The 18,125-nt window shown below is 73.8% G+C and carries 13 protein-coding genes; 5 read left to right on the top strand and 8 right to left on the bottom strand.

What is annotated here, in order from left to right; all coding sequences use genetic code 11:
• The first annotated feature begins 34 nt into the window (after positions 1 to 34).
• The 3 genes from ACFYL6_RS01815 to ACFYL6_RS01805 are packed head-to-tail and all read left to right on the top strand — an operon-like array spanning position 35 to position 4,019.
• Complete coding sequence (locus tag ACFYL6_RS01815; protein WP_387166136.1) at positions 35 to 1,063, top strand: FecCD family ABC transporter permease; 1,029 nt, start codon at positions 35 to 37, stop codon at positions 1,061 to 1,063.
• Positions 1,064 to 1,092: 29 nt separating this feature from the next.
• A complete protein-coding gene (locus tag ACFYL6_RS01810; protein WP_387166134.1) occupies positions 1,093 to 1,917 on the top strand; it encodes an ABC transporter ATP-binding protein in 825 nt (274 codons plus the stop codon).
• On the top strand, positions 1,914 to 4,019 hold the full coding sequence (locus ACFYL6_RS01805; RefSeq protein WP_387166132.1) for a penicillin acylase family protein: 2,106 nt from the start codon (positions 1,914 to 1,916) through the stop codon (positions 4,017 to 4,019). The genes ACFYL6_RS01810 and ACFYL6_RS01805 overlap by 4 nt, the downstream gene beginning before the upstream one ends.
• A gap of 60 nt (positions 4,020 to 4,079) precedes the next feature.
• Here the strand turns inward: ACFYL6_RS01805 and ACFYL6_RS01800 are convergent, their stop codons facing one another.
• From ACFYL6_RS01800 to ACFYL6_RS01785, 4 genes are all read right to left on the bottom strand, one after another.
• Positions 4,080 to 7,793: a S8 family serine peptidase gene (locus ACFYL6_RS01800; RefSeq protein WP_387166130.1), complete on the bottom strand. Its 3,714-nt coding sequence runs from the start codon at positions 7,791 to 7,793 to the stop codon at positions 4,080 to 4,082.
• A gap of 273 nt (positions 7,794 to 8,066) precedes the next feature.
• On the bottom strand, positions 8,067 to 8,675 hold the full coding sequence (locus tag ACFYL6_RS01795) for a bifunctional 4-hydroxy-2-oxoglutarate aldolase/2-dehydro-3-deoxy-phosphogluconate aldolase (RefSeq protein WP_387166128.1): 609 nt from the start codon (positions 8,673 to 8,675) through the stop codon (positions 8,067 to 8,069).
• Between the two features lie 55 nt (positions 8,676 to 8,730).
• Positions 8,731 to 9,756 (bottom strand): sugar kinase, encoded by a 1,026-nt coding sequence (locus ACFYL6_RS01790; protein WP_387166126.1) that lies wholly within the window; start codon positions 9,754 to 9,756, stop codon positions 8,731 to 8,733.
• Between the two features lie 88 nt (positions 9,757 to 9,844).
• Positions 9,845 to 10,705 carry a S1 family peptidase gene (locus ACFYL6_RS01785; RefSeq protein ID WP_387166124.1) on the bottom strand — a complete coding sequence of 287 codons (861 nt, stop codon included), beginning with the start codon at positions 10,703 to 10,705 and terminating at the stop codon, positions 9,845 to 9,847.
• 172 nt (positions 10,706 to 10,877) lie between these two features.
• Between ACFYL6_RS01785 and ACFYL6_RS01780 the strand changes: the two genes are divergently transcribed.
• Both ACFYL6_RS01780 and ACFYL6_RS01775 read left to right on the top strand, forming a co-directional pair.
• On the top strand, positions 10,878 to 12,059 hold the full coding sequence (locus tag ACFYL6_RS01780; RefSeq protein ID WP_387166122.1) for a low temperature requirement protein A: 1,182 nt from the start codon (positions 10,878 to 10,880) through the stop codon (positions 12,057 to 12,059).
• A gap of 129 nt (positions 12,060 to 12,188) precedes the next feature.
• Positions 12,189 to 13,373: a low temperature requirement protein A gene (locus ACFYL6_RS01775; RefSeq protein ID WP_387166120.1), complete on the top strand. Its 1,185-nt coding sequence runs from the start codon at positions 12,189 to 12,191 to the stop codon at positions 13,371 to 13,373.
• Between the two features lie 11 nt (positions 13,374 to 13,384).
• Here the strand turns inward: ACFYL6_RS01775 and ACFYL6_RS01770 are convergent, their stop codons facing one another.
• From ACFYL6_RS01770 to ACFYL6_RS01755, 4 genes are all read right to left on the bottom strand, one after another.
• The gene (locus ACFYL6_RS01770) at positions 13,385 to 13,957 is read right to left on the bottom strand and encodes a nucleosidase (protein WP_387166118.1); all 573 of its coding nucleotides are present in this window, start codon (positions 13,955 to 13,957) and stop codon (positions 13,385 to 13,387) included.
• A gap of 37 nt (positions 13,958 to 13,994) precedes the next feature.
• Positions 13,995 to 16,685: an Hsp70 family protein gene (locus tag ACFYL6_RS01765; RefSeq protein ID WP_387166116.1), complete on the bottom strand. Its 2,691-nt coding sequence runs from the start codon at positions 16,683 to 16,685 to the stop codon at positions 13,995 to 13,997.
• A gap of 102 nt (positions 16,686 to 16,787) precedes the next feature.
• The gene (locus tag ACFYL6_RS01760) at positions 16,788 to 17,246 is read right to left on the bottom strand and encodes a GNAT family N-acetyltransferase (protein ID WP_387166114.1); all 459 of its coding nucleotides are present in this window, start codon (positions 17,244 to 17,246) and stop codon (positions 16,788 to 16,790) included.
• Positions 17,247 to 17,256: 10 nt separating this feature from the next.
• A complete protein-coding gene (locus tag ACFYL6_RS01755; RefSeq protein ID WP_387166112.1) occupies positions 17,257 to 18,069 on the bottom strand; it encodes a TetR/AcrR family transcriptional regulator in 813 nt (270 codons plus the stop codon).
• Positions 18,070 to 18,125 lie beyond the last annotated feature (56 nt).

Here is an 18,125-nt window from a genome sequence, read left to right as displayed (position 1 = left end):
GTCGCGCCGGCGCGGAGCGAAGCGGAGCGATGGCGTGACTGTCATTCGTACACCTGGGGGTTTGTCGCTGCGGTTCCGGCCCCGGGCGTTGGGCGTCGGGGCCGGCGCGGCGTTGCTCGCGGCCGGGTTCGGCCTGGTGGCCCTGGGCAGTGGTGACTACCCGATGGGGCTGGCGGACGTGCTGCGCACGCTGACCGGCGGCGGCAGTGTGGCGGAGCAGTTCATCGTGTTCGACCTGCGTCTGCCCCGGCTGGTCACCGCCTTACTGGTCGGTGCGGCGCTGGCTCTCGCCGGCACGGTGTTCCAGTCGCTGGTCCACAACCCGCTGGGCAGCCCGGACATCCTGGGCTTCACCCAGGGCGCGTCGACCGGGGCGCTGGTGGTGGTCGTCCTCGGCGGCAGCAGCCTGGCGTTGGCCGGCGCGGCGGTCCTCGGTGGGCTCGGCACCGGCCTGGTGATCTACGCGCTCGCCTGGCGGCGCGGGGTGCACGGTTACCGGCTCATCCTGGTCGGCATCGGGGTGGCCGCGATCCTGACCGGCGTCAACGGTTACCTGCTGACCCGGGCGCCCCTGATGGACGCCGCCCGCGCGGTGCTCTGGCTCACCGGCAGCCTGGACGGGCGGGGCTGGGCCAACGCCGGGCCACTGCTCGCGGTCCTTGTCGTGCTGGCGCCGCTGGTGCTCGTCGGCTGCGCCCCGGCGCTGCGGATGATGGAGTTGGGCGACGACGCGGCCAGCGCCCTGGGCGTGCCGGTACGCCGGCTGCGCCTGGTGCTGCTCGCCGCCGCCGTGTTGCTGGTCTCGTTCGCGGCGGCCGCCGCCGGGCCGGTGTCCTTCGTGGCGCTCGTCGCCCCGCACGTGGCGAAACGACTGACCCGGGCACCGGGCCCGAACCTGCTGCCGTCGATGGCCGTCGGCGCGGCGCTGCTGGTCGGGGCCGACCTGCTGGCGCAGCGCGCGTTCGCCGGGCACCAACTCCCGGTCGGCGTGGTGACCGGCGTGATCGGTGGCGGTTACCTGGTCTGGCTGCTGGCGATGGAACGTCGGGCGGGCCGGCTGTGAACACCCCTGACGCCTTCGAAGGAGCACCCATGCGACCCGGCGACTCCCGGTTGGGCGGCACCGCGCTGACCCTCGCCTACGACCAGCGCACCATCGCCGAGAACCTGACCGTGGCGGTGCCCGACCGGTCCTTCACCGTGATCATCGGCCCGAACGCGTGCGGCAAGTCGACGCTGCTGCGGGCACTGTCCCGGATGCTGCGCCCCAGCGCCGGTGCGGTGCTGCTGGACGGACGGGACATTCACGACCTGCCGGCCCGCAAGGTGGCCCGTACGCTCGGCCTGCTGCCGCAGTCGTCGATCGCGCCGGACGGCATCAGCGTCGCCGAACTGGTCGCCCGGGGTCGCTACCCCCACCAGGGGTTGCTGCGGCAGTGGTCGCGCGAGGACGAACGGGTGGTCGAGGAGTCGATGGTCGCGACCGGGGTGGACGACCTCGCCGACCGGGCGGTGGACGAGCTGTCCGGCGGGCAGCGGCAGCGGGTCTGGATCGCCATGGCACTTGCCCAGCAGACGCCCCTGCTGCTGCTCGACGAGCCGACCACGTACCTCGACATCGCCCACCAGATCGAGATCCTGGACCTCTGCGCCCGGCTGCACGAGGAGCAGGGCCGCACGCTTGTCGCGGTGCTGCACGACCTGAACCACGCAGCCCGCTACGCCACCCACCTGATCGCCATGCGCGACGGACGCGTGGTGGCCGCCGGGGATCCGGCGTCGGTGGTCACCGCCGACCTGGTGGCGGAGGTGTTCGGGCTGCCCTGCCGGGTGATCGACGACCCGGAGACGGGCACCCCGCTGGTGGTCCCGGCGGCCCGCCGCCGCGCCACCACCCTGGCCCCGGAGCCGGCGTGAGCGAGCGCAGCGAGCGAACCAGCAAGCACAGCAGCGAGCGCACCGGTGGGCAGAACCCGGCCCGGCGTTTCCGTGACCCGTGGGGGGTGCCGCACCTGCGGGCCGACGACCCGCTCGCGCTGGCGGCGGCGCAGGGCCGGGTGACCGCGTACGACCGGGCCTGGCAGATCGAGGTGGAACGGCACCGGGCTCGGGGCACCAGCGCGGCGTTCCTCGGCCCCGACGCGCTCGGCTGGGACCGGTTCGTCCGGCAGGTCCGGCTCGACGACACCGCACGCCGCTGCCACGCGGCGCTGGACCCGGCGACCGCCGAGTGGGTGGGCGCCTACGTGGACGGCGTCAACGCCGGTCTCGCCGCCGGGGCGGCCCGGTCGCCGGAGTTCGCCGCCACCGGGCTGCGGCCGGGCCGGTGGGAGCCGTGGACACCGCTCGCGGTCTGGTTGGGCCACCACATCCTGTTCGCGGGGTTCCCCGGCAAGCTCTGGCGCGAGCACGTGGCGCAGCGGCTCGGGCCGGACGCGGTCGACCTGTTCGCCACCGACGGGCCGGCCGTGGCCGGCAGCAATGGGTGGCTGCTCGCCGCCGAACGCACCGGTACCGGGGCCGCGCTGCTCGCCGGCGACCCGCACCGGTTCATCGAGGATCCCGGCGTCTACCAGCAGATCCGGCTGGCCTGCCCGGAGTACGACGTGGTCGGGCTGGCGGTGCCGGGCGTGCCGGGCATCGCGCACTTCGGGCACACCGGCGGGGTGGCCTGGGCGATCACCAATGCGATGGCCGACTACCAGGACGTGTACGCGGAGCGGCTGCGCCGCGACGGCACCCGGGTGCAGGCGCTCGGCCCGGACGGCTGGCGTCCGGCGCACCGCCACGTCGAGACGATCGAGGTGGCCGGGGCCGACCCGGTCGAGGTCGAGGTGGTGGAGACCGACCGTGGTCCGGTGATCGCCGGTGGGCCGGACGACGAGACGGCCATCAGCCTGCGCTACCCGCCCCGGGTCCGGGGTGACCTCGGTTTCGCGACGCTGCCGGAGCTGCTGCGCGCCCGTACCGTGGCCGAGGTGGACCACGCGCTGCGGCACTGGGTGGAGCCGGTCAACGTGGTGCAGGCGGCGGACACCGCCGGAGGGCTGCTGCACCGGGTCGCCGGGGCGGTGCCGGTACGGCACGTGGACAACGGCCGGCGGGTGGTCCCCGGGTGGGACGCCGCGCACGCCTGGCAGGGCTGGTACGCGCCGATGCCCCGCGCCGAGGTGGTCGGTCGGGCGGTGATGGCCAACGAGCGCGGGCTGGCGGCGCCGCTCGGGGTGGAGTTCGCCCCACCGCACCGGGCGCACCGCATCGCCGAGCTGCTCGACGCCGGTTCGGCCTGGACGGCCGACGGGATGGCCACGGTGCACACCGACACCTACCTGGGGGCGGCCGGTCCGCTGCTGGCGGTCCTCGCCGAGTCGACGGGGCTCGGCCCGCCCGCCGCCGCGCTGCGCGAACGGCTGCTGCGCTGGGATCGCCGGATGGCCGCCGACAGCACGGACGCGGCGGCCTACGCCTTCCTGCGGGCGGCTGTCGTACGCCGGATCGCCGCCCACCCGACGCTGGCCGCGCTCGCCGAGCTGCCCGCGTACCCCGAGGTGTTCGCGCCCTGGTTGGCGCTGACGCCGCGCGTCGGTCACGCGCTGGAGCACCTGCTCGGCGCGACCCCGCTGCCCGGTGTGGACATTACCGCGCTGGTAGGCGCGGCGGCCGAGGAGGTCGCCGACGCGGCGGCCGGGCAGGTGTCCTGGGGGGACCTGCACCGGCTGGCGCCGTGGCGGGCCCTGCCCGGCCCGGACGACGGGCCCGGCCCCCGGCTCGACGGTGACCACGACTGCGTGTTGGCCACCTCCAGCGTGCCCGGGGTCACCCACTGGTGCTTCCGGGGGCCGGCGGCGCGCTTCGTCTGGGACCTGGCCCACCGCGCGGACAGCCGCTGGGTGGTCCCGCTGGGCGCCTGCGGCGTACCCGGCGACCCGCACCACGACGACCAGAGCCCCGCCTGGCTGGCCGGTGAGTTGCTCCCGGTCGTGACGGACTGGGACCGCCTCGTCGAGGAACTCCACTGACGGCACCGGCCGCCGCCGGGGTCCACGAGGAACCCCGAGCGGCGGCCGGCCACCGTGGCGTCAGCGCAGGCCGAACGCCCGGGTGATGCTCTGGCTCACGGTGTTGCCGGCGGTGTCCCGCGCGGTGGTGCGCAGGCTCACGAAGCCGGCCTTCGCCGGTGCGGCCAGCGAGGTACGCCAGCCGTCGCCGTGCCGGGTCAACCGCTGCTTCTGCCAGGTCGCCCCGTCGTCGTAGGACACCTCGACGGTCACCGCGCCGATCGTGCCCGTGACATCGGGCAGGTGGGAGGCGACCACGGTCAGCGGTGCCCGCCGCGACGCCCTGCCGGTGGAGTCGATGGCCAGTTGGTAGTCCAGCTGGATCATCGGCAGCACCTCGGCCGACTCCTCGCCGGTGACCGCCGAGTGGAAGCCCCACTCGGTGCGGGTCTGCCGGGAGTACGGGTTGGTCCAGGCGGCCCGGTCGTTCTCCACCACCAGCCGGTACGGCAGTCGCTGCGCCGCCAGCCCGGAGACCTGGAGGTACTCGGCGTTACCCCAGTTCAGCTCCTTGTCACCCTGGTAGAGGGTGGTCCGGTTGACCATGTCGAAGTTGGCGTACGCCTCACCGATGTGGCCGCCCCCGTCGCCCCACCCGGGCGCCGGCAGGTAGACGGTGTCGAGGTAGCGGACCGGCACGTAGCTGCCGCCCATCCGGGGCCGCTGGATCGGCCCGAACCAGGTGACCGCGCTCGGCTTCCCGGCCGGGTACGTGGTCACCGCCTGCACGTGCTGACCGGTCTCGCCGGCGATGAACGCGTCGTCGATCCACCGCTGGTCGGCGCTCACCCAGTCGGTGCGCCGGCCCTGCGCCGGTGCCGGTTCCTGGTTGCTCGACGCCCAGCCGCGCCAGACGTCGGTGCGGAACTCCAGCGCCTTGCCCTGCCGGTAGTTGCGGAACTCCACGTCGACCCGGGCCAACTGCCGCTCCGTGGGCCGGTAGGTGGGGTCGGCCGGCACCGTGCCGGTCCAGTGGTGCGCCACGTCGTACAGGTAGGTGGTCTCCGGGTGCGACTCGACGGTGAGCCGCACCGCGCCGCGCTCCAGCGCGGTGATGAGCTGCCCACCCTCGTCGGCGCCGAGCGTGGCCACGGTCACCGGGGCCGGGCTCTCCGGGCTCCACGGCGCCTCGTCCCAGGGCTGGAGCCGACCGACGCCGTCGTTGACCACGAGCAGCAGCTTCGCCCCGGCCGCCGCGGCGGCCTGCGCCTGGGTGGCGATGTCCACGCTGTCACTGCGCCGCACCACCACGGCCCGGTCCCGGACCGGCCGCTTGGCCAGCCCCGCCGCCGACGCGTCGGCGACGTAGACCGCGTCCAGCTCTTGACGACCGGCCGGCAGCGCCGGGGTCGCCCGCTTCACCAGCAGATCGTCGTACGAGCGACCGCCCGCCGAGACGGTCAGGGCCGGCTGCTCCAGCCGCCACCGGGCACCGAACTCGAACTCGCCGTCGGTCACCGGACGGCTCGTCGGCAACGCCCACATGCTGTCGTACGAGTCGTCGGGCAGCACCTGACTCTCGGTGAGACCGTTCTTCGTGGACCGGTGGATGTCCATCCGCAGCGCGCTGGCGGTGGCCTCCTGCGGCACCCGGGCCTGCACCTGTCGGGCGGCCCGCGCGTCCAGGGTGACGGTGCGGTCCCGGTCAAGGTTGACGTCGGTGAAGCTGAGCATCGCCATGCCCTTGGAGTGCGGCCCGTGCGCGCCACGCACGTCGGCGGAGATCCAACCGTTCCAGCTCGCCACCGGCAGCCGCAGCGTGGCCGTGCCGCTCTCGGGCAGGTCCACGGCGGTGAACAGGGTGTCGGTGGTGAGGATGACCTTGCCGACGAGCGGCTTGCCGTCCCGGTCCTTGGCGACAAGCGTCAGGTTCTGCCGCTGGCCCTCCTTGCCGGCGCCGATCAGGGTGCGACCGCGCACCGCACCGGCGTCGTCGGTGGCGACGACCATGCCGCTGACCTGCTTCTCCACCGGCAGCTTGTCGTACGCGGCGGTCACCGTCACGGTGGCGGTGCCGCCCGCCGGCACGGTGACCCGGTCGGCGGAGAGCGCGAACAGACCGGCCGGCGCGGTGGCCACGTCGAGGGCCAGCTTCAGGGCGACCGGCGCGCTGCCGACGTTGGTGTAGGTGACCGTACGGTCGACGGTCATGCCCGGCTGCTGCGGCCACGCCTGGAAGCCGGAGTAGGCGCTCGGGGTGGCGAAGACGGTGGCGTGCGCGGCGGCGACCGCGTCGACCCGGCCCGCACCCGCCTGGTACGGGGTGTACTCGGGGGTGGCCTTGACCGTGCTGACCAGCGCCTCCTTGATCCGCTGACCGGTCCAGTCCGGATGCGCGGCGGCGACCAGGGCGGCCGTGCCGGCCACATGCGGGGTGGCCATCGAGGTGCCGCTCATCAGCGTGTAGTCCCCGGAGCCGCCCCGCACGAGGTGCGAGCGGGCCGCCAGGATGTCCACGCCGGGGGCGGTGATCTCGGGCTTGAGCCCGCCGTCGCCGGCGCGCGGGCCCTGGCTGGAGAAGTCGGCGAGGTGGTCGGTGTTGTCGACGGCACCCACGGTGAGCGCGGAGTTGGCGGCGCCCGGGCTGCCGATGGTGGCCGGGCCGCTGTTGCCGGCGGCGATCACGAAGAGGGCGCCGGTCTCGGCGCTGAGTCGGTCGACCGCCTGGCTCATCGGGTCGCTGCCGTCGGTGGCCTCACCGCCCAGGCTCATGCTGACCACCCGGGCCTTCTGCTCGCGGGCCGCCCACTCCATGCCGGCGATGATCCACGAGTCCTGTCCGCTGCCCTCGCTGTTGAGCACCTTGCCGATGTGCAGCCGCGTGCCGGGGGCGACGCCCCGCTCGGCGCCACCGGACGCGGCGCCGGTGCCGGCGATCGTCGAGGCCACGTGCGTGCCGTGGCCCTTGTAGTCCAGGATGTCGGGCTCTTCGGGCACGAAGCTGCTGGACTCGGCGATCTGGCCGACGAGGTCCGGGTGTTCGGCGTCCGCCCCGGAGTCGAGGACCGCGACGTCGACACCGGTGGCGGTGTTGCCCTCGGCCCACAGCGTGGGCGCGCCGATCTGCGCGGTGGACTCGGCCAGGTCGGCGTGCACCCGGCCGTCCAACCAGACCTTCGCGATGCCGTTGGCCAGGGTCGGGGCGTCACCGGTACGCCTGCTGGAGCCGGCGGTGAGCGCGGTCCAGAACCGCTCGGCGGTGGCGCGCTGACGGGTCAGCGCCGCGCCCTGCACACTGTCCAACGATCGGACCAGCTCGGCGCCGTCCACGGCGGGGCGGGTGCGGTTGCGGGCCGCCGCGTCGGTCATCGTGACGATCAGCGGCAGCGCGTCGGTGTGCGCGTCGTCGTAGCCGTCGGCGATGAGGTCGGTGACGTTGAACAGTTGCCGGTCCAGCACCCCGCTGGTGACATAGGACAGCGCGGCGTCCGGGTAGACGTAGGTGTCGCCGTCGCGCACGGTGCGGTGGAAGCTCGGGGTGCTGCCGTCCGGCCGGCGCACGGTCGACACCGTGCTGCCGTCCGCCGCGGTGGTGACCGTGACCGTGTCACCGGTGATCAGGGTGACGGTGGACGCGCGTCCGGCGGCGGCCGGGGGTTGGCCCGCCGGGCGGTCGGGGTTGCTCGGCGGGGCGGCGGCCGCTCCCACGCCGGGTGGGGTGAACCCGGCCGCCAGGGTGAGGGCGGCGCCGAGGGCGATCAGCCCGGATCGGCGGCGCCGGTGAGACAGAGTCACGATGACCTCTTTGTGTCGAGAAGTGGTACGCACCACAGCATCGACGCAGAGCCCACCCCAACCGCGCACCGCACCCCGACGCACTTACGCCATGGCGCAACCCCGCCACCCGTGCTCCACCCTCGCCCCACCCCACCCGCCCCACCTCTCGCCCCACCTCTCGCGCCGATCTTGCACTTGGTGTCGCGACCAAAGTGGTGAATCAGGACGCATCGGCGACCGAAAGTGCAAGATCGACGCGGTGGGTCGGGGGCGGGGCGGGGGCGGGGCGGGTTAGAGGGAGGAGCGGGTTAGCTTGGCGAGGGCGTCTAGTTGGGTGGGGTCGGAGAGGGCGGAGCCGACTGCTACGACACGTACTCCTGCTTGTAGGAACGCTTCCGCGTTGCTGGCGTCGAGGCCACCGGTGGCAACGAAGCGCAACTGTGGCAGCGGGCCGGCCACGGCCTTGAACCAGGCCGGCCCGAGGGAGATGGCGGGGAACGCTTTGAGCCAGGTGAGACCGTGCCGCAGTGCCTGCTGGGCCTCGGTGGGGGTGGCCACACCGGGCAGGTGCGGCAGGCCACGCGCGGCGGCGGCGTCGGCGACCGCGAGGTCCAGACCGGGCGCGACGGTGAACCGGGCGCCCGCGTCGGCCGCCACGGCGACCTGGTCGACGTCGAGCACGGTGCCGGCGCCGACGATCCGGTCGCGCTCGGCCCCCGCCTCGACGGCGGCCCGCAGCGCCGGCACCGCGTCGGCGGTGGCCACCGGAACCTCCACCACGTCGATGCCGAGGTCCCAGGCACGCTCGGCGAGCCGAACGGTCTCGGCGACCGGCAGGCCGCGCAGGATCGCCATCACCCGGGCGCCGCCGAAGATGTGGTCGAAGTCCGGTGTGGTCATTGTGCACTCCATCCAGGGTCGCGGTGAAACTGTTGCTGCGGGCCGCCGGCCCGACTCAGGTCGTCGCCCCCGGGCCGGTCAGGTCGAGCGGCGACCAGGCGTCGGCGGGGGCGTCGATGAGCTTCTCGAACCAGGCCCACGGCGGCACCGGGGCGTTGTCGCCGCTGCTGGTCAGGGCCTGCGCCGCGACGAGGTGACCGAGGCGCAACCGCCGCACGGGGTCGAGGCCGCGGAGCAGCCCGGCCAGGTAGCCGGCGGCGAAGGCGTCGCCGGCGCCGACCGGCTCCACCACCGTCACCCGGGGAGCGGGCACGAAGACCGGCTCGGCGTCGCGGACCAGTGCGGTGGCGCCCACCGCGCCGTCCTTGACCACCACTGTCTCCGGGGCGGGCAGCAGCTCGCGTACGGCCGCCGGGTCGGTGACGCCCCAGAGGGTTTCCGCCTCGTCCTGCCCGACGAAGACGAGGTCGCAGCGGTTGGCGAGGTCGCGCAGCACCGGCGCGGCCTGCTCGGCGGACCACAGCCGGGCCCGGTGGTTGACGTCGAAGCTGACCAGCGACCCGGCCAGCGGTCGGTCGGTCACCGCGTGCTCGACAAGCGCCCGGCAGGAGGCGGAGAGCGCCGGGGTGATCCCGGACAGGTGCAGCACCCGGGCACCGGCCAGCGCCGGGTCGGCCAGCGTGGAGGGGTCCATCCGGGCGGCCGCCGACCCGGCCCGGTAGTAGTGCACGGCGGTCCCCTCCGGGCCCGGGTCCTTGACGTACAGGCCGGTGGGGGCGGCCGGGTCCACGCACACCTGGTCGACGCGGACGCCGGCGGCGGCGACGTGTCGGATGACGGCCCGACCGAAGGGGTCGTCGCCGACCCGGCTCACCCAGCTCGTCCGGTGTCCCAGGCGGGCCAGGTAACCGGCCACGTTGGACTCGGCGCCACCGACCGACACCGCGACCCGCTCGGCGTGCTCCAACGGCTCACCCGGCGCGGGGCAGAGCACCACCATCGTCTCCCCCACCGCGGCCACCTCGACCGACGGAAGACCGGCCGGGACGCTCGCCTGGTCGGGTCGGGGGTCGGTCGGCATCGGGCACACGTCCTCGCGGCTGGGGGTGCTGGGCGTCGCCGAGCCTAGGTCTCCCGCGCGGGACGGGCAACCCGTCGCGCGTCGACGCTCAGGGCAACGTCAGCCCGTACGCGGCCAGCACCTCGGCGATCGGCTGGTAGTAGGTGGTGCCGCCGGCGGTGCAGTTGCCGGTGCCGCCGGAGAGGATGCCGAGGATGGTGCCGGTGGAGGCCACGTAGAGCGGTCCGCCGCTGTCCCCCGGCTCGGCGCAGATGTTGGTGCGGATCAGGCCGTAGATCACGCCGGTGGAGTAGTTGACGGTCTGGTTGAGACCGGTGACCGTGCCGCAGCGCACCCCGGTGGTGCTGCCGCTGCGGCACACGGCCTGACCGATGTACGCGGTGCCGGGGCCGTTGATGGTCAGCAGGCCGGGGTAGGTGTAGACCGCGCTCGGATGGGCGATCCGACCGGTGTAGCGGATCAGTCCGTAGTCGTTGGTGGGGTAGCTGGTGGCGGTACGGGTGCCGAGCACGGTGGTCTGGGCGCTGTCGGCGTACCAGGTGGCGGCGGCGGTGGTGCAGTGCCCGGCGGTGATCACGTAGTAGGTGCTGCCGCTGCGCGCGTTCGCGCCGAGCGAGCAGCGCGCGCCGCCGCCGTAGATGGCCTGCCCGCCGGCGATCAGGGGACGCAGCGTGCCGGGTTCGCGGCGCAGCAGCACGCCGGCCCGGTCGGCCACCGCCCGCAGTGCGGTCAGTTCGCTGGGAGCCACGGTGTCGTCGACGGTGAGGGTCATCCGGCCGGTGGCGGGGTCGAGACCCCAGGCGGCGCCCGCGGTGCGTACCCCGGTCAGCAGGGCCGCCGGGTCGGCGGCGGGCGCGGCGGCCCGGTCGGGGACGGCGGCCTGCGCCGCGCCGGGCGCGACGAGAAGCAGGACGGTCAGGACGAGGGCGGCCAGCGGGGAGCGGCGCATCCGAACCTCCGAAGAGATCGAGATTGATGGATGCAGTCAAGCATCGCCCGGCGCCCGTCGCCGTGGCAACCTCCGACCGCCCTCTTCCCCGACCAGCGGGAATCACCGATCCGGGGACGGCCCGTCTCGGGGCCGCCGATAATTCCTCGGGAGACGCGGCGGGAGGCCAGGCATGACCACCAAAGGGAATGCGGCGCTGGTACGCCGGCTGGAGGGGTCGACCCGGGCCACGCTGCTGGAGTTGCTCTTCGACGTGGTCTTCGTGGCCGCCCTCGCACTGACATCGAAACTGTTGTCCGAAGAGCTCTCCTGGTCCGGTGGCGCCAAGCTGCTGCTGATGCTGACCGCCGTCTGGTGGACATGGTCGGTCACCACGACCACGACCGAGTTCTACGACCCGGAGCAACGCCCGATCCAGGTCATCCTGATGATCGCCATGGTCGGGTCGGTGGGGATGGCGGCATCCCTGCCGATGGTCAGCATCTGGCACCTGCTGCTCTTCGTGATCTCGTACGTCGGCACGCATGTGAGTCGCTGCATCATCCTGGTCACCGCCTTGCACCGGCAGGGGCACCGGACGATCAGGGAGCGGGCCACCCGGTTTCTCTTCTGGTTCACGGTGTCCGGCGTCTTCTGGGTCACCGGCGCGCTGTCGAAGACACCGAACTGGGGGCTCTGGACGATCGCCATAACGATCGACCTGTTCGCCGCGGCGGCCCGCTACCCCACGCCCCGGCTGGGCCAGATACCGCTCGCCCAGTACGGGCGGACCACCGAGCACCTGGGCGAGCGGTACCAACAGTTCATCATCCTGGCCCTCGGCGACATCATCCTGTTGCCGACGCTGCAGGTCAGCCGGGGCCATCTCGACCATCTCCGGCTCGCCGCCCTGCTCTGTGCCTTTGCCACCATGCTGCTGCTCTGGCAGATCTATGTCTTCCGCGCCGGCGAGTTGTTGGTGGCGGCCGGGTCCCACGGGAGCCGGGCAACGCGGCTGGCCCCGTTCACCCATCTGGTCATGCTGGCCGGCGTGGCCGGCACCGCCGCCACCTTCGACCTGATCGTCACCAGGCCGACCGGAACGACGCCGGTGCCGTGGCTCGTGCTGATCATCACCGGCCCGACGCTGTTCGTGCTTGGCCGCGTCATCTTCACCATGGCGGTGTCGTGGGTCATGCCGTGGCGGCGAGTTGCCTGGCAGCTCCTGCCGCTGCTGGTGCTGCCGTGGGCCGGCGGCTGGCCGCCGGTGCTGGTGGCCACGATCGTGGCGCTCGGGTTGGCCGGTCACATCATGTTTCCCGGAGCGGCCCGGGAGACCACGCCGGGCCTGCGGTTGCGGCAACCCGACGAGTGACCTCCCCCGTCACGGCGCTCGCCGTGCCAACCACCGGCTGCCCTTCCCCGACCGGCGGGAATCGTCGATCCGGGGACGGGCCGCGCCGGCACCGCCGATAATCCTCGGAGACACGGCGGGAGGCCGGGCATGACCACCGGAGGCGGCGCGGCGCTGGTACGCCGACTGGACGGGTCGACCCGGGCGACGCTGCTGGAGCTGCTCTTCGACGTGGTCTTCGTGGCCGCGCTCGCGCAGACCTCGAAGCTCCTCGCCGACCAGGAGTCCTGGGCCCGCAGCGCGGCGGTGGCGCTGATGCTGGTCGCGATCTGGTGGACCTGGTCGGTCACCACCACCACGACCGAGTTCTACGACCCGCAGCAGCGTCCCATCCAGGCCATCCTGATGATCGCCATGGTCGGATCGGTGGGAATGGCGGCATCGCTGCCGATGGTCACCGGAGGGCAGTCCTTGGCCTTCGCGCTCGCCTACGTCGGCACCCACGTGGTGCGCGGCATCGTCCTGGTCACCACGTTGTACCGGCAGCAGCACCGCGCGGCCATGGCGCGAGCCAGCCGGTTCCTGTTCTGGTTCCTGGTGTCCGGCGTCCTCTGGATCGTCGGAGCGATGGCCTTCACCGCGCGCTGGTGGCTCTGGACCGCCGCGATCGCCATCGACCTGATCTCCGCGGCGGCGCGCTACCCCACACCGTGGCTCGGCCGGGTGCCTCTCGACCAGTACGACCGGACCACCGGGCACCTGGGCGAGCGGTACCAACAGTTCGTCATCCTGGCCCTCGGCGACATCATCCTGGTGCCCACCCTGGAGCTCAGCCGCAGCAACTTCGACCGCCTCAGAATCACCGCCCTGCTCTGCGCGTTCGCCATCATGCTGCTGCTGTGGCAGATCTACGTCTATCGGGCCGGCGAGTTGCTCGAAACCGCGGCCGAGTCAATGCCCGGCCGGTCCACCCGGATCGCTCCGTACACCCATCTGGTGCTCCTGGTCGGCGTGCTCGTCACGGCGGCCTCCTTCGACCTTGTCGTCGACCGGCCGACCGGAACGACACCGGTGCGGTGGCTGATGCTGATCATCGGCGGACCGCTGGTGTTCGTGCTCGGCCGGGCACTGTTCACCTATCTGCTGTCCGCCCGCGTGCCGTGGGGGCGATTGGCGTCGCAACTGCTCCCCCTGCTGCTGCTGCCCTGGGCCGGCGGCTGGCCACCGGTGCTGGTCACCGCGGTCGTGGCCCTCGGGCTGGCCGTGCACGTCCTGGTCCCCAGCGGCGGCCGGGAAACCAGGCGAGGGCTCGAACCGCGACCGCCCGCCGGATGACCCCTCGACGGTCAGGCGAGGTGTCGAGCGGCCCACTCGGCGAGGTCCCGGGCGCAGGCGTCCACCGACTCCTGCCAGGTCCGGGCCGCGCCGTCGCCCGCCTCGTCGCTGACCTGCTTGACCAGCCGGCACGGCACGCCGGCCTGCGCGGCGGCCCAGGCCACCGCGTACCCCTCCATGTCGACCAGGTCGGCGCGCTGCGCCAACCGGTCCCGCTCCGCGTCGTCGGCCACGAAGGTGTCACCGGTGGCCAGCACCGCGCCCTCGGCGGCCAGCGACAGCGGCGCCCCGTAGGTCTCGCCGGTGAGCGTGCGCAGCAGGTCGGTGTCCAGGTCGTGCTGGAGCACGGTGGCCACCTCGTGGATGCCGGCCAACCCGGGGCGCAACGCACCCGCCGTACCCAGGTTGAGCACCAGGGCGGGGCGCGGCCCGGCGGCCAGCACCGCGGCCACCGCGGCGGCGGCGTTCACCTTGCCCATGCCGGTGAGCAGGACCGGCAGCTCGGGCGGCAGGTAACGGGCCTCCTCCCCCACCGCAAGAACCACCAACGGACGATCGGCGCGGACCGTACCTCGAAGATTCACCGGAGCATCGTACGAGCCAACCCGTGGGCCGTTCACGTCAGTCGTCGGTGAAGCGGTACAGCACGAAGTCCTTGTCCGCGCCACAGGCGATCACGCGGGTGTTCCACGAGCAGGATGAGCTGCGCACATCCTTCAGCTCACCCAACTCGTCGACCTCCCCGGACTCGGCCCACACCCCGGCCAGCACCCGGTTGTCCGCGACCACGCTGGGGGCCTTCGCGAAGACCAGCAGGTTGCCCGCGTCCAGGCGGACCGCCACCCCGCCCCGGTCCCGTAGCACCGGCTTGCCGGCGGCGTCGAAGACGGTGACGGTCGGCTCCGGGGACTCCCGCTGGGCGAGCACCTGCTCACCCAACGGGACCAGGCCGGTCACCCCCGGCGCCGACCAGCTGACCACGCGCTCACCCTCGGTGGCCGCCACCACCTCGGTGCGCGCTACGTCATTGTCCGGCACCTGCAACAGGCACGCCCGTCGCGTACCGCAGGCCACCAGCTCCCGCGGGCGGTACTCGTCGTTCCCGGACCGGTGCAGCACCACCGGCTCGGCGTCGGAACCCAGGTCGTACGCGAGCAGCTGGTATCCACCCTCGTTGGCGGCCACGTACAGGCGGTCCTCGTGGGCTATTACCAGGTCGTCGAGGTCGGCGACGCTGCCCCACTGGCGCAGGACCGCGCCGGATGTCATGTCGAGCAGTCGCACCGACCGGTCCGCGCCCACCTGGACGAGTCGCCGCCCCTTGCCCGTCCACGGGTCGCGGGGCGTGCCGTCAAGGAAGGCCGGTCCGCCCGCCGCCGCGTCGGTGCCGACCGCCCGGACCACGGTACGGCCACCGGCGAACCGGTCGCGGGGGTTGGGCTGCGTCCACCTCGCCGAGCCGTCGGTCAGGCGCAGGCCGACCAGCTCGTCGGCGGCCCGGTCCACCAGCACCGCCGTGTCGTCGGCGAAGTACACGTCGTCGTCGGCGCGGAGCACGCGCTGCCAACGCTGCTCGCCGGTACGCCCGTCGAGGACGGCCAGCGGTCGAGGAGTGCTGTCGCCCGGCGCGTCGGCGAGGACCGCGACGCCCCCGGGGACGGCGATGACCGCCTCCCAGTCGTCGGCCCGCACGTCGGTGGGCTTGCGCCACAGCTGGTCGCCGGTGCTGGCGTCGACGGCCACCACCTCCAGCCGGTCGTCCGGGAGCGGAAACGCCAGATAGGCCCGGTCGTCGAGCACCGCCGTCCACATGTCGGCCGGCCGTTCGGCGCCGGCCGACAGGCGGGACAGCTCGCGCAGCGAGGAGAACTCCAGATCCGGGTAGCGGTCCCGGGTCAGGTAGAGCGTCGCCGCGGTGGCCACCCCGGCCAGGGCCAGCACCGCGCCGAGCACGACCCAGCGCGCCCGCCGCCAGCGGGTCGCGCCGCCCGGCGGAGTCGGGGTGGCGCCGGCCAGGCCCGGCCCGGGGGGAGGACCCGCCGGCGGGGTGGATCCCGGCCAGGGCTGCGACGGTACGACCGGCGCGGGGGCTCCGGCCGGGGCGGACGGGCTCACCGGAGCCGGCGCGGGTGGTGCGAGCGGCGCTCCCGCGTACGCCGGGGCGGGTAGCGGCTTGCGCAGCGGCAGGTCGGTCAGGGCGCCCTCGGCCACCGGCAACTCGGGCTGGTCCAGCACCGTCGGCGCGATCCCCAGCTCGGCGTGCAGCATGCGGGCCACCAGCGGAATCCGTGACGACCCGCCCACGAGGAACAGCCCGTCGAGCTGATCGGGGCTGAGACCGGCGGCGGCGATGACCTCCCGGGCCCGCTGCACCGCCCGACGCAGCAGCGGCGTGGCCACCCGCTCGACGTCCGCCCGGGTCAGCTGGATCGTCTCGGCCACTCCCGGCACCGCGACCGGGGCGACCGCGGACCGGGACAGGGTCTCCTTCGCACCACGTACCTCGTCCCAGAGCCGGACCTGGTCGCGGCGCTGCGCCGGATCCGCCGGCCGGGTGAGTCGGGCCCACTGCGCGGCGTGCCGCTCGCCGACCAACTCGCCGACCCGCCGCACCAGCGCGGCGTCGAGGTCCAGGCCGCCCAGGTCGGGCAGGCCACCGTCGGCGACCACGCTGAAGCCAGAGTCACCCCACGGGTCCGCTCCCTCGTTGCGCAGCACCGCGACGTCGAGCGTCCCGCCACCGAAGTCGAACACCGCGATCGCCCCGCCGACCGGCACCGGACGGTGCAGCACCTGCGTGTAGTAGCGGGCGGCGGCCACCGGCTCCCGCAGCAGCCGGGTGCCCGGCGGCGTCGGCCCGGCGAGGGTGTGCTCGGCCGCCTGCGGCCAGCCCGCCCGCAGCAGCGCGTCGGCGAGGACCTGCCGCCGCGTCGCGTCCCAGGCGGCCGGGCAGGTGACCACGGCCGGGGGCAGGAAACCGACCGCGCCCACCGCGGCCCGCGCGACCGCCGCCAGCACCGCGGCGAGCAGGTCGGCCGGCGGGTACGCGCGGTCGCCGAGCCGGACGGTCGGCTCGTCCACCCGACGCTTCGGGTTCGCCTCGAACCGGGCCGGGTCGGCCTGCGCCAACCGTCGGGCGTCCCAGCCGGTGTGCAGTGTGCCGTCCGGGTCGGCGTAGACGGCGGACGGACTGAGCGGTTGACCGTCCATCAGCAGCGGACGGGTCCGCCCGTCCGGCCAGCGCAGCACCGCGACCGTGTTGGACGTACCGAGGTCGACGCCGAGCGCGAAACCCTCGTGCTGGCCTGCCATTGCCCGATACCTCCGCCGCGACGAGGGGAACTCGACCCCGCATCGTACGCAGGCCCCGCCGCACCGCTGATCACTCGGTCCGGGGTGGTCGGTGGCGCCCGGTCAGTGGGTGGAGTGGACGCCCACCACCTCGTCGCCGCTGGTCTCCCCGGTCAGTTGGAACCCGAGTTTCAGGTAGAACTGCTCCGGGCCGTCCGGCCCCGGGTCCCACGTCGTGTAGACGCGGTCGTGCCCCCGTCGGCGGGCCTCGTCGCGGACGGCCTGTACGGCGAAGCGGCCGTACCCACGGCCCTGGTGCGCGGCGGCGATGTTCAGCCGCCACAGCCCCGAGCGCCTGTCGTCCGGTTGGGCCGGATTCCACACGATGTCGAAGAAGCCCATCAGGAAGCCGACGATCTCGTCACCCTCGACGATCAGACGCGGCCACGCGACCTCGGGCTGCGCGTACGCCTCGGCGAGGGACCAGGCGACCGGAGACGAGAACTTTTCCTGGTCGGGTCGGACGCTCACCCGGCACGCGGCTTCCACATTGTCTTGAGTGATCCTCACCAGTCGCGGCACGTCGGCCACCCTACCGAGCAGGGCTGCGCAACAGCCCGTCGAGCAGCCCGCGCAGGCCGAACTGGAACCAGGTGTCGAGGTCGGTGTCGGGTCGGGTCTGCCCGGCCGCGGCCAGCCAGGGTCGCTCCCGGGTCCGGCCGGTCCGCTCCAGCCGGCTGAGGGTCGCCGACCACCAGGCGTGGTAGGTGGTGTCGGCCGGGTCACCCCGGATGAGCAGGGCCATGCCCTGGACGTAGCCGCTGAGCGCCAGGTAGGCGCGGAACGCCTCGGCCGGATCGTACCCGGCGGTGGTGAACGCCGCCACGACCCGGTCGACCATGGCGAGTACCGCCGGCCCGGTCGGCGGCCGGTCGGTGGCGAGGACGGCCAGCAGCCAGGGATGGCGGCGGTACATCGTCCACTCGTCCCCGGCCAGCCGTTCGAGCCGTTGGCGCGGGTCACGCGGGGGTGGTGCGGTGTCGGGCGTGCGGGTGGCGGTGATCTGCTCGGCCATCGCGGCGAGGAGGTCGGCCCGGTTCCGGACGTGCCGGTACACGGCGTGGGCGGGCATGCCGGCACGTTGGGCGAGGACCCGCATGGAGACCGCGTCCAGGCCGCCGGCGTCCGCCAGTTCGACCGCGAGGGCGACCAGCCGGTGGCGCGGATCGCCGCCGGTGGGCGCGGGCAGGTCCCGCACCCGACGCGGGGCGCTGGTGGGGCCGTGCTCGCGACGCCTGCGGTACGCGCGGGCCTGGCAGCGCCGAGAGCAGTAGCGGCGCGGGCGCCCCCGGGCGGCCCCGACGGGTAGCTCCGCCTCGCACTCGACACACCGGACACTGAGCACGCCGCCTCCAGTTTCGTCACGGCACTCGGTGGGACGAAAGTACTGCACCTCGTCCT

Origin of the sequence: Micromonospora sp. NPDC007208, assembly GCF_042869175.1 — a bacterium.
Classification (GTDB): domain Bacteria; phylum Actinomycetota; class Actinomycetes; order Mycobacteriales; family Micromonosporaceae; genus Micromonospora; species Micromonospora foliorum.
The sequence above is the reverse complement of the archived record's forward strand: the minus strand, read 5'-3'. Positions and strand labels throughout refer to the sequence as shown.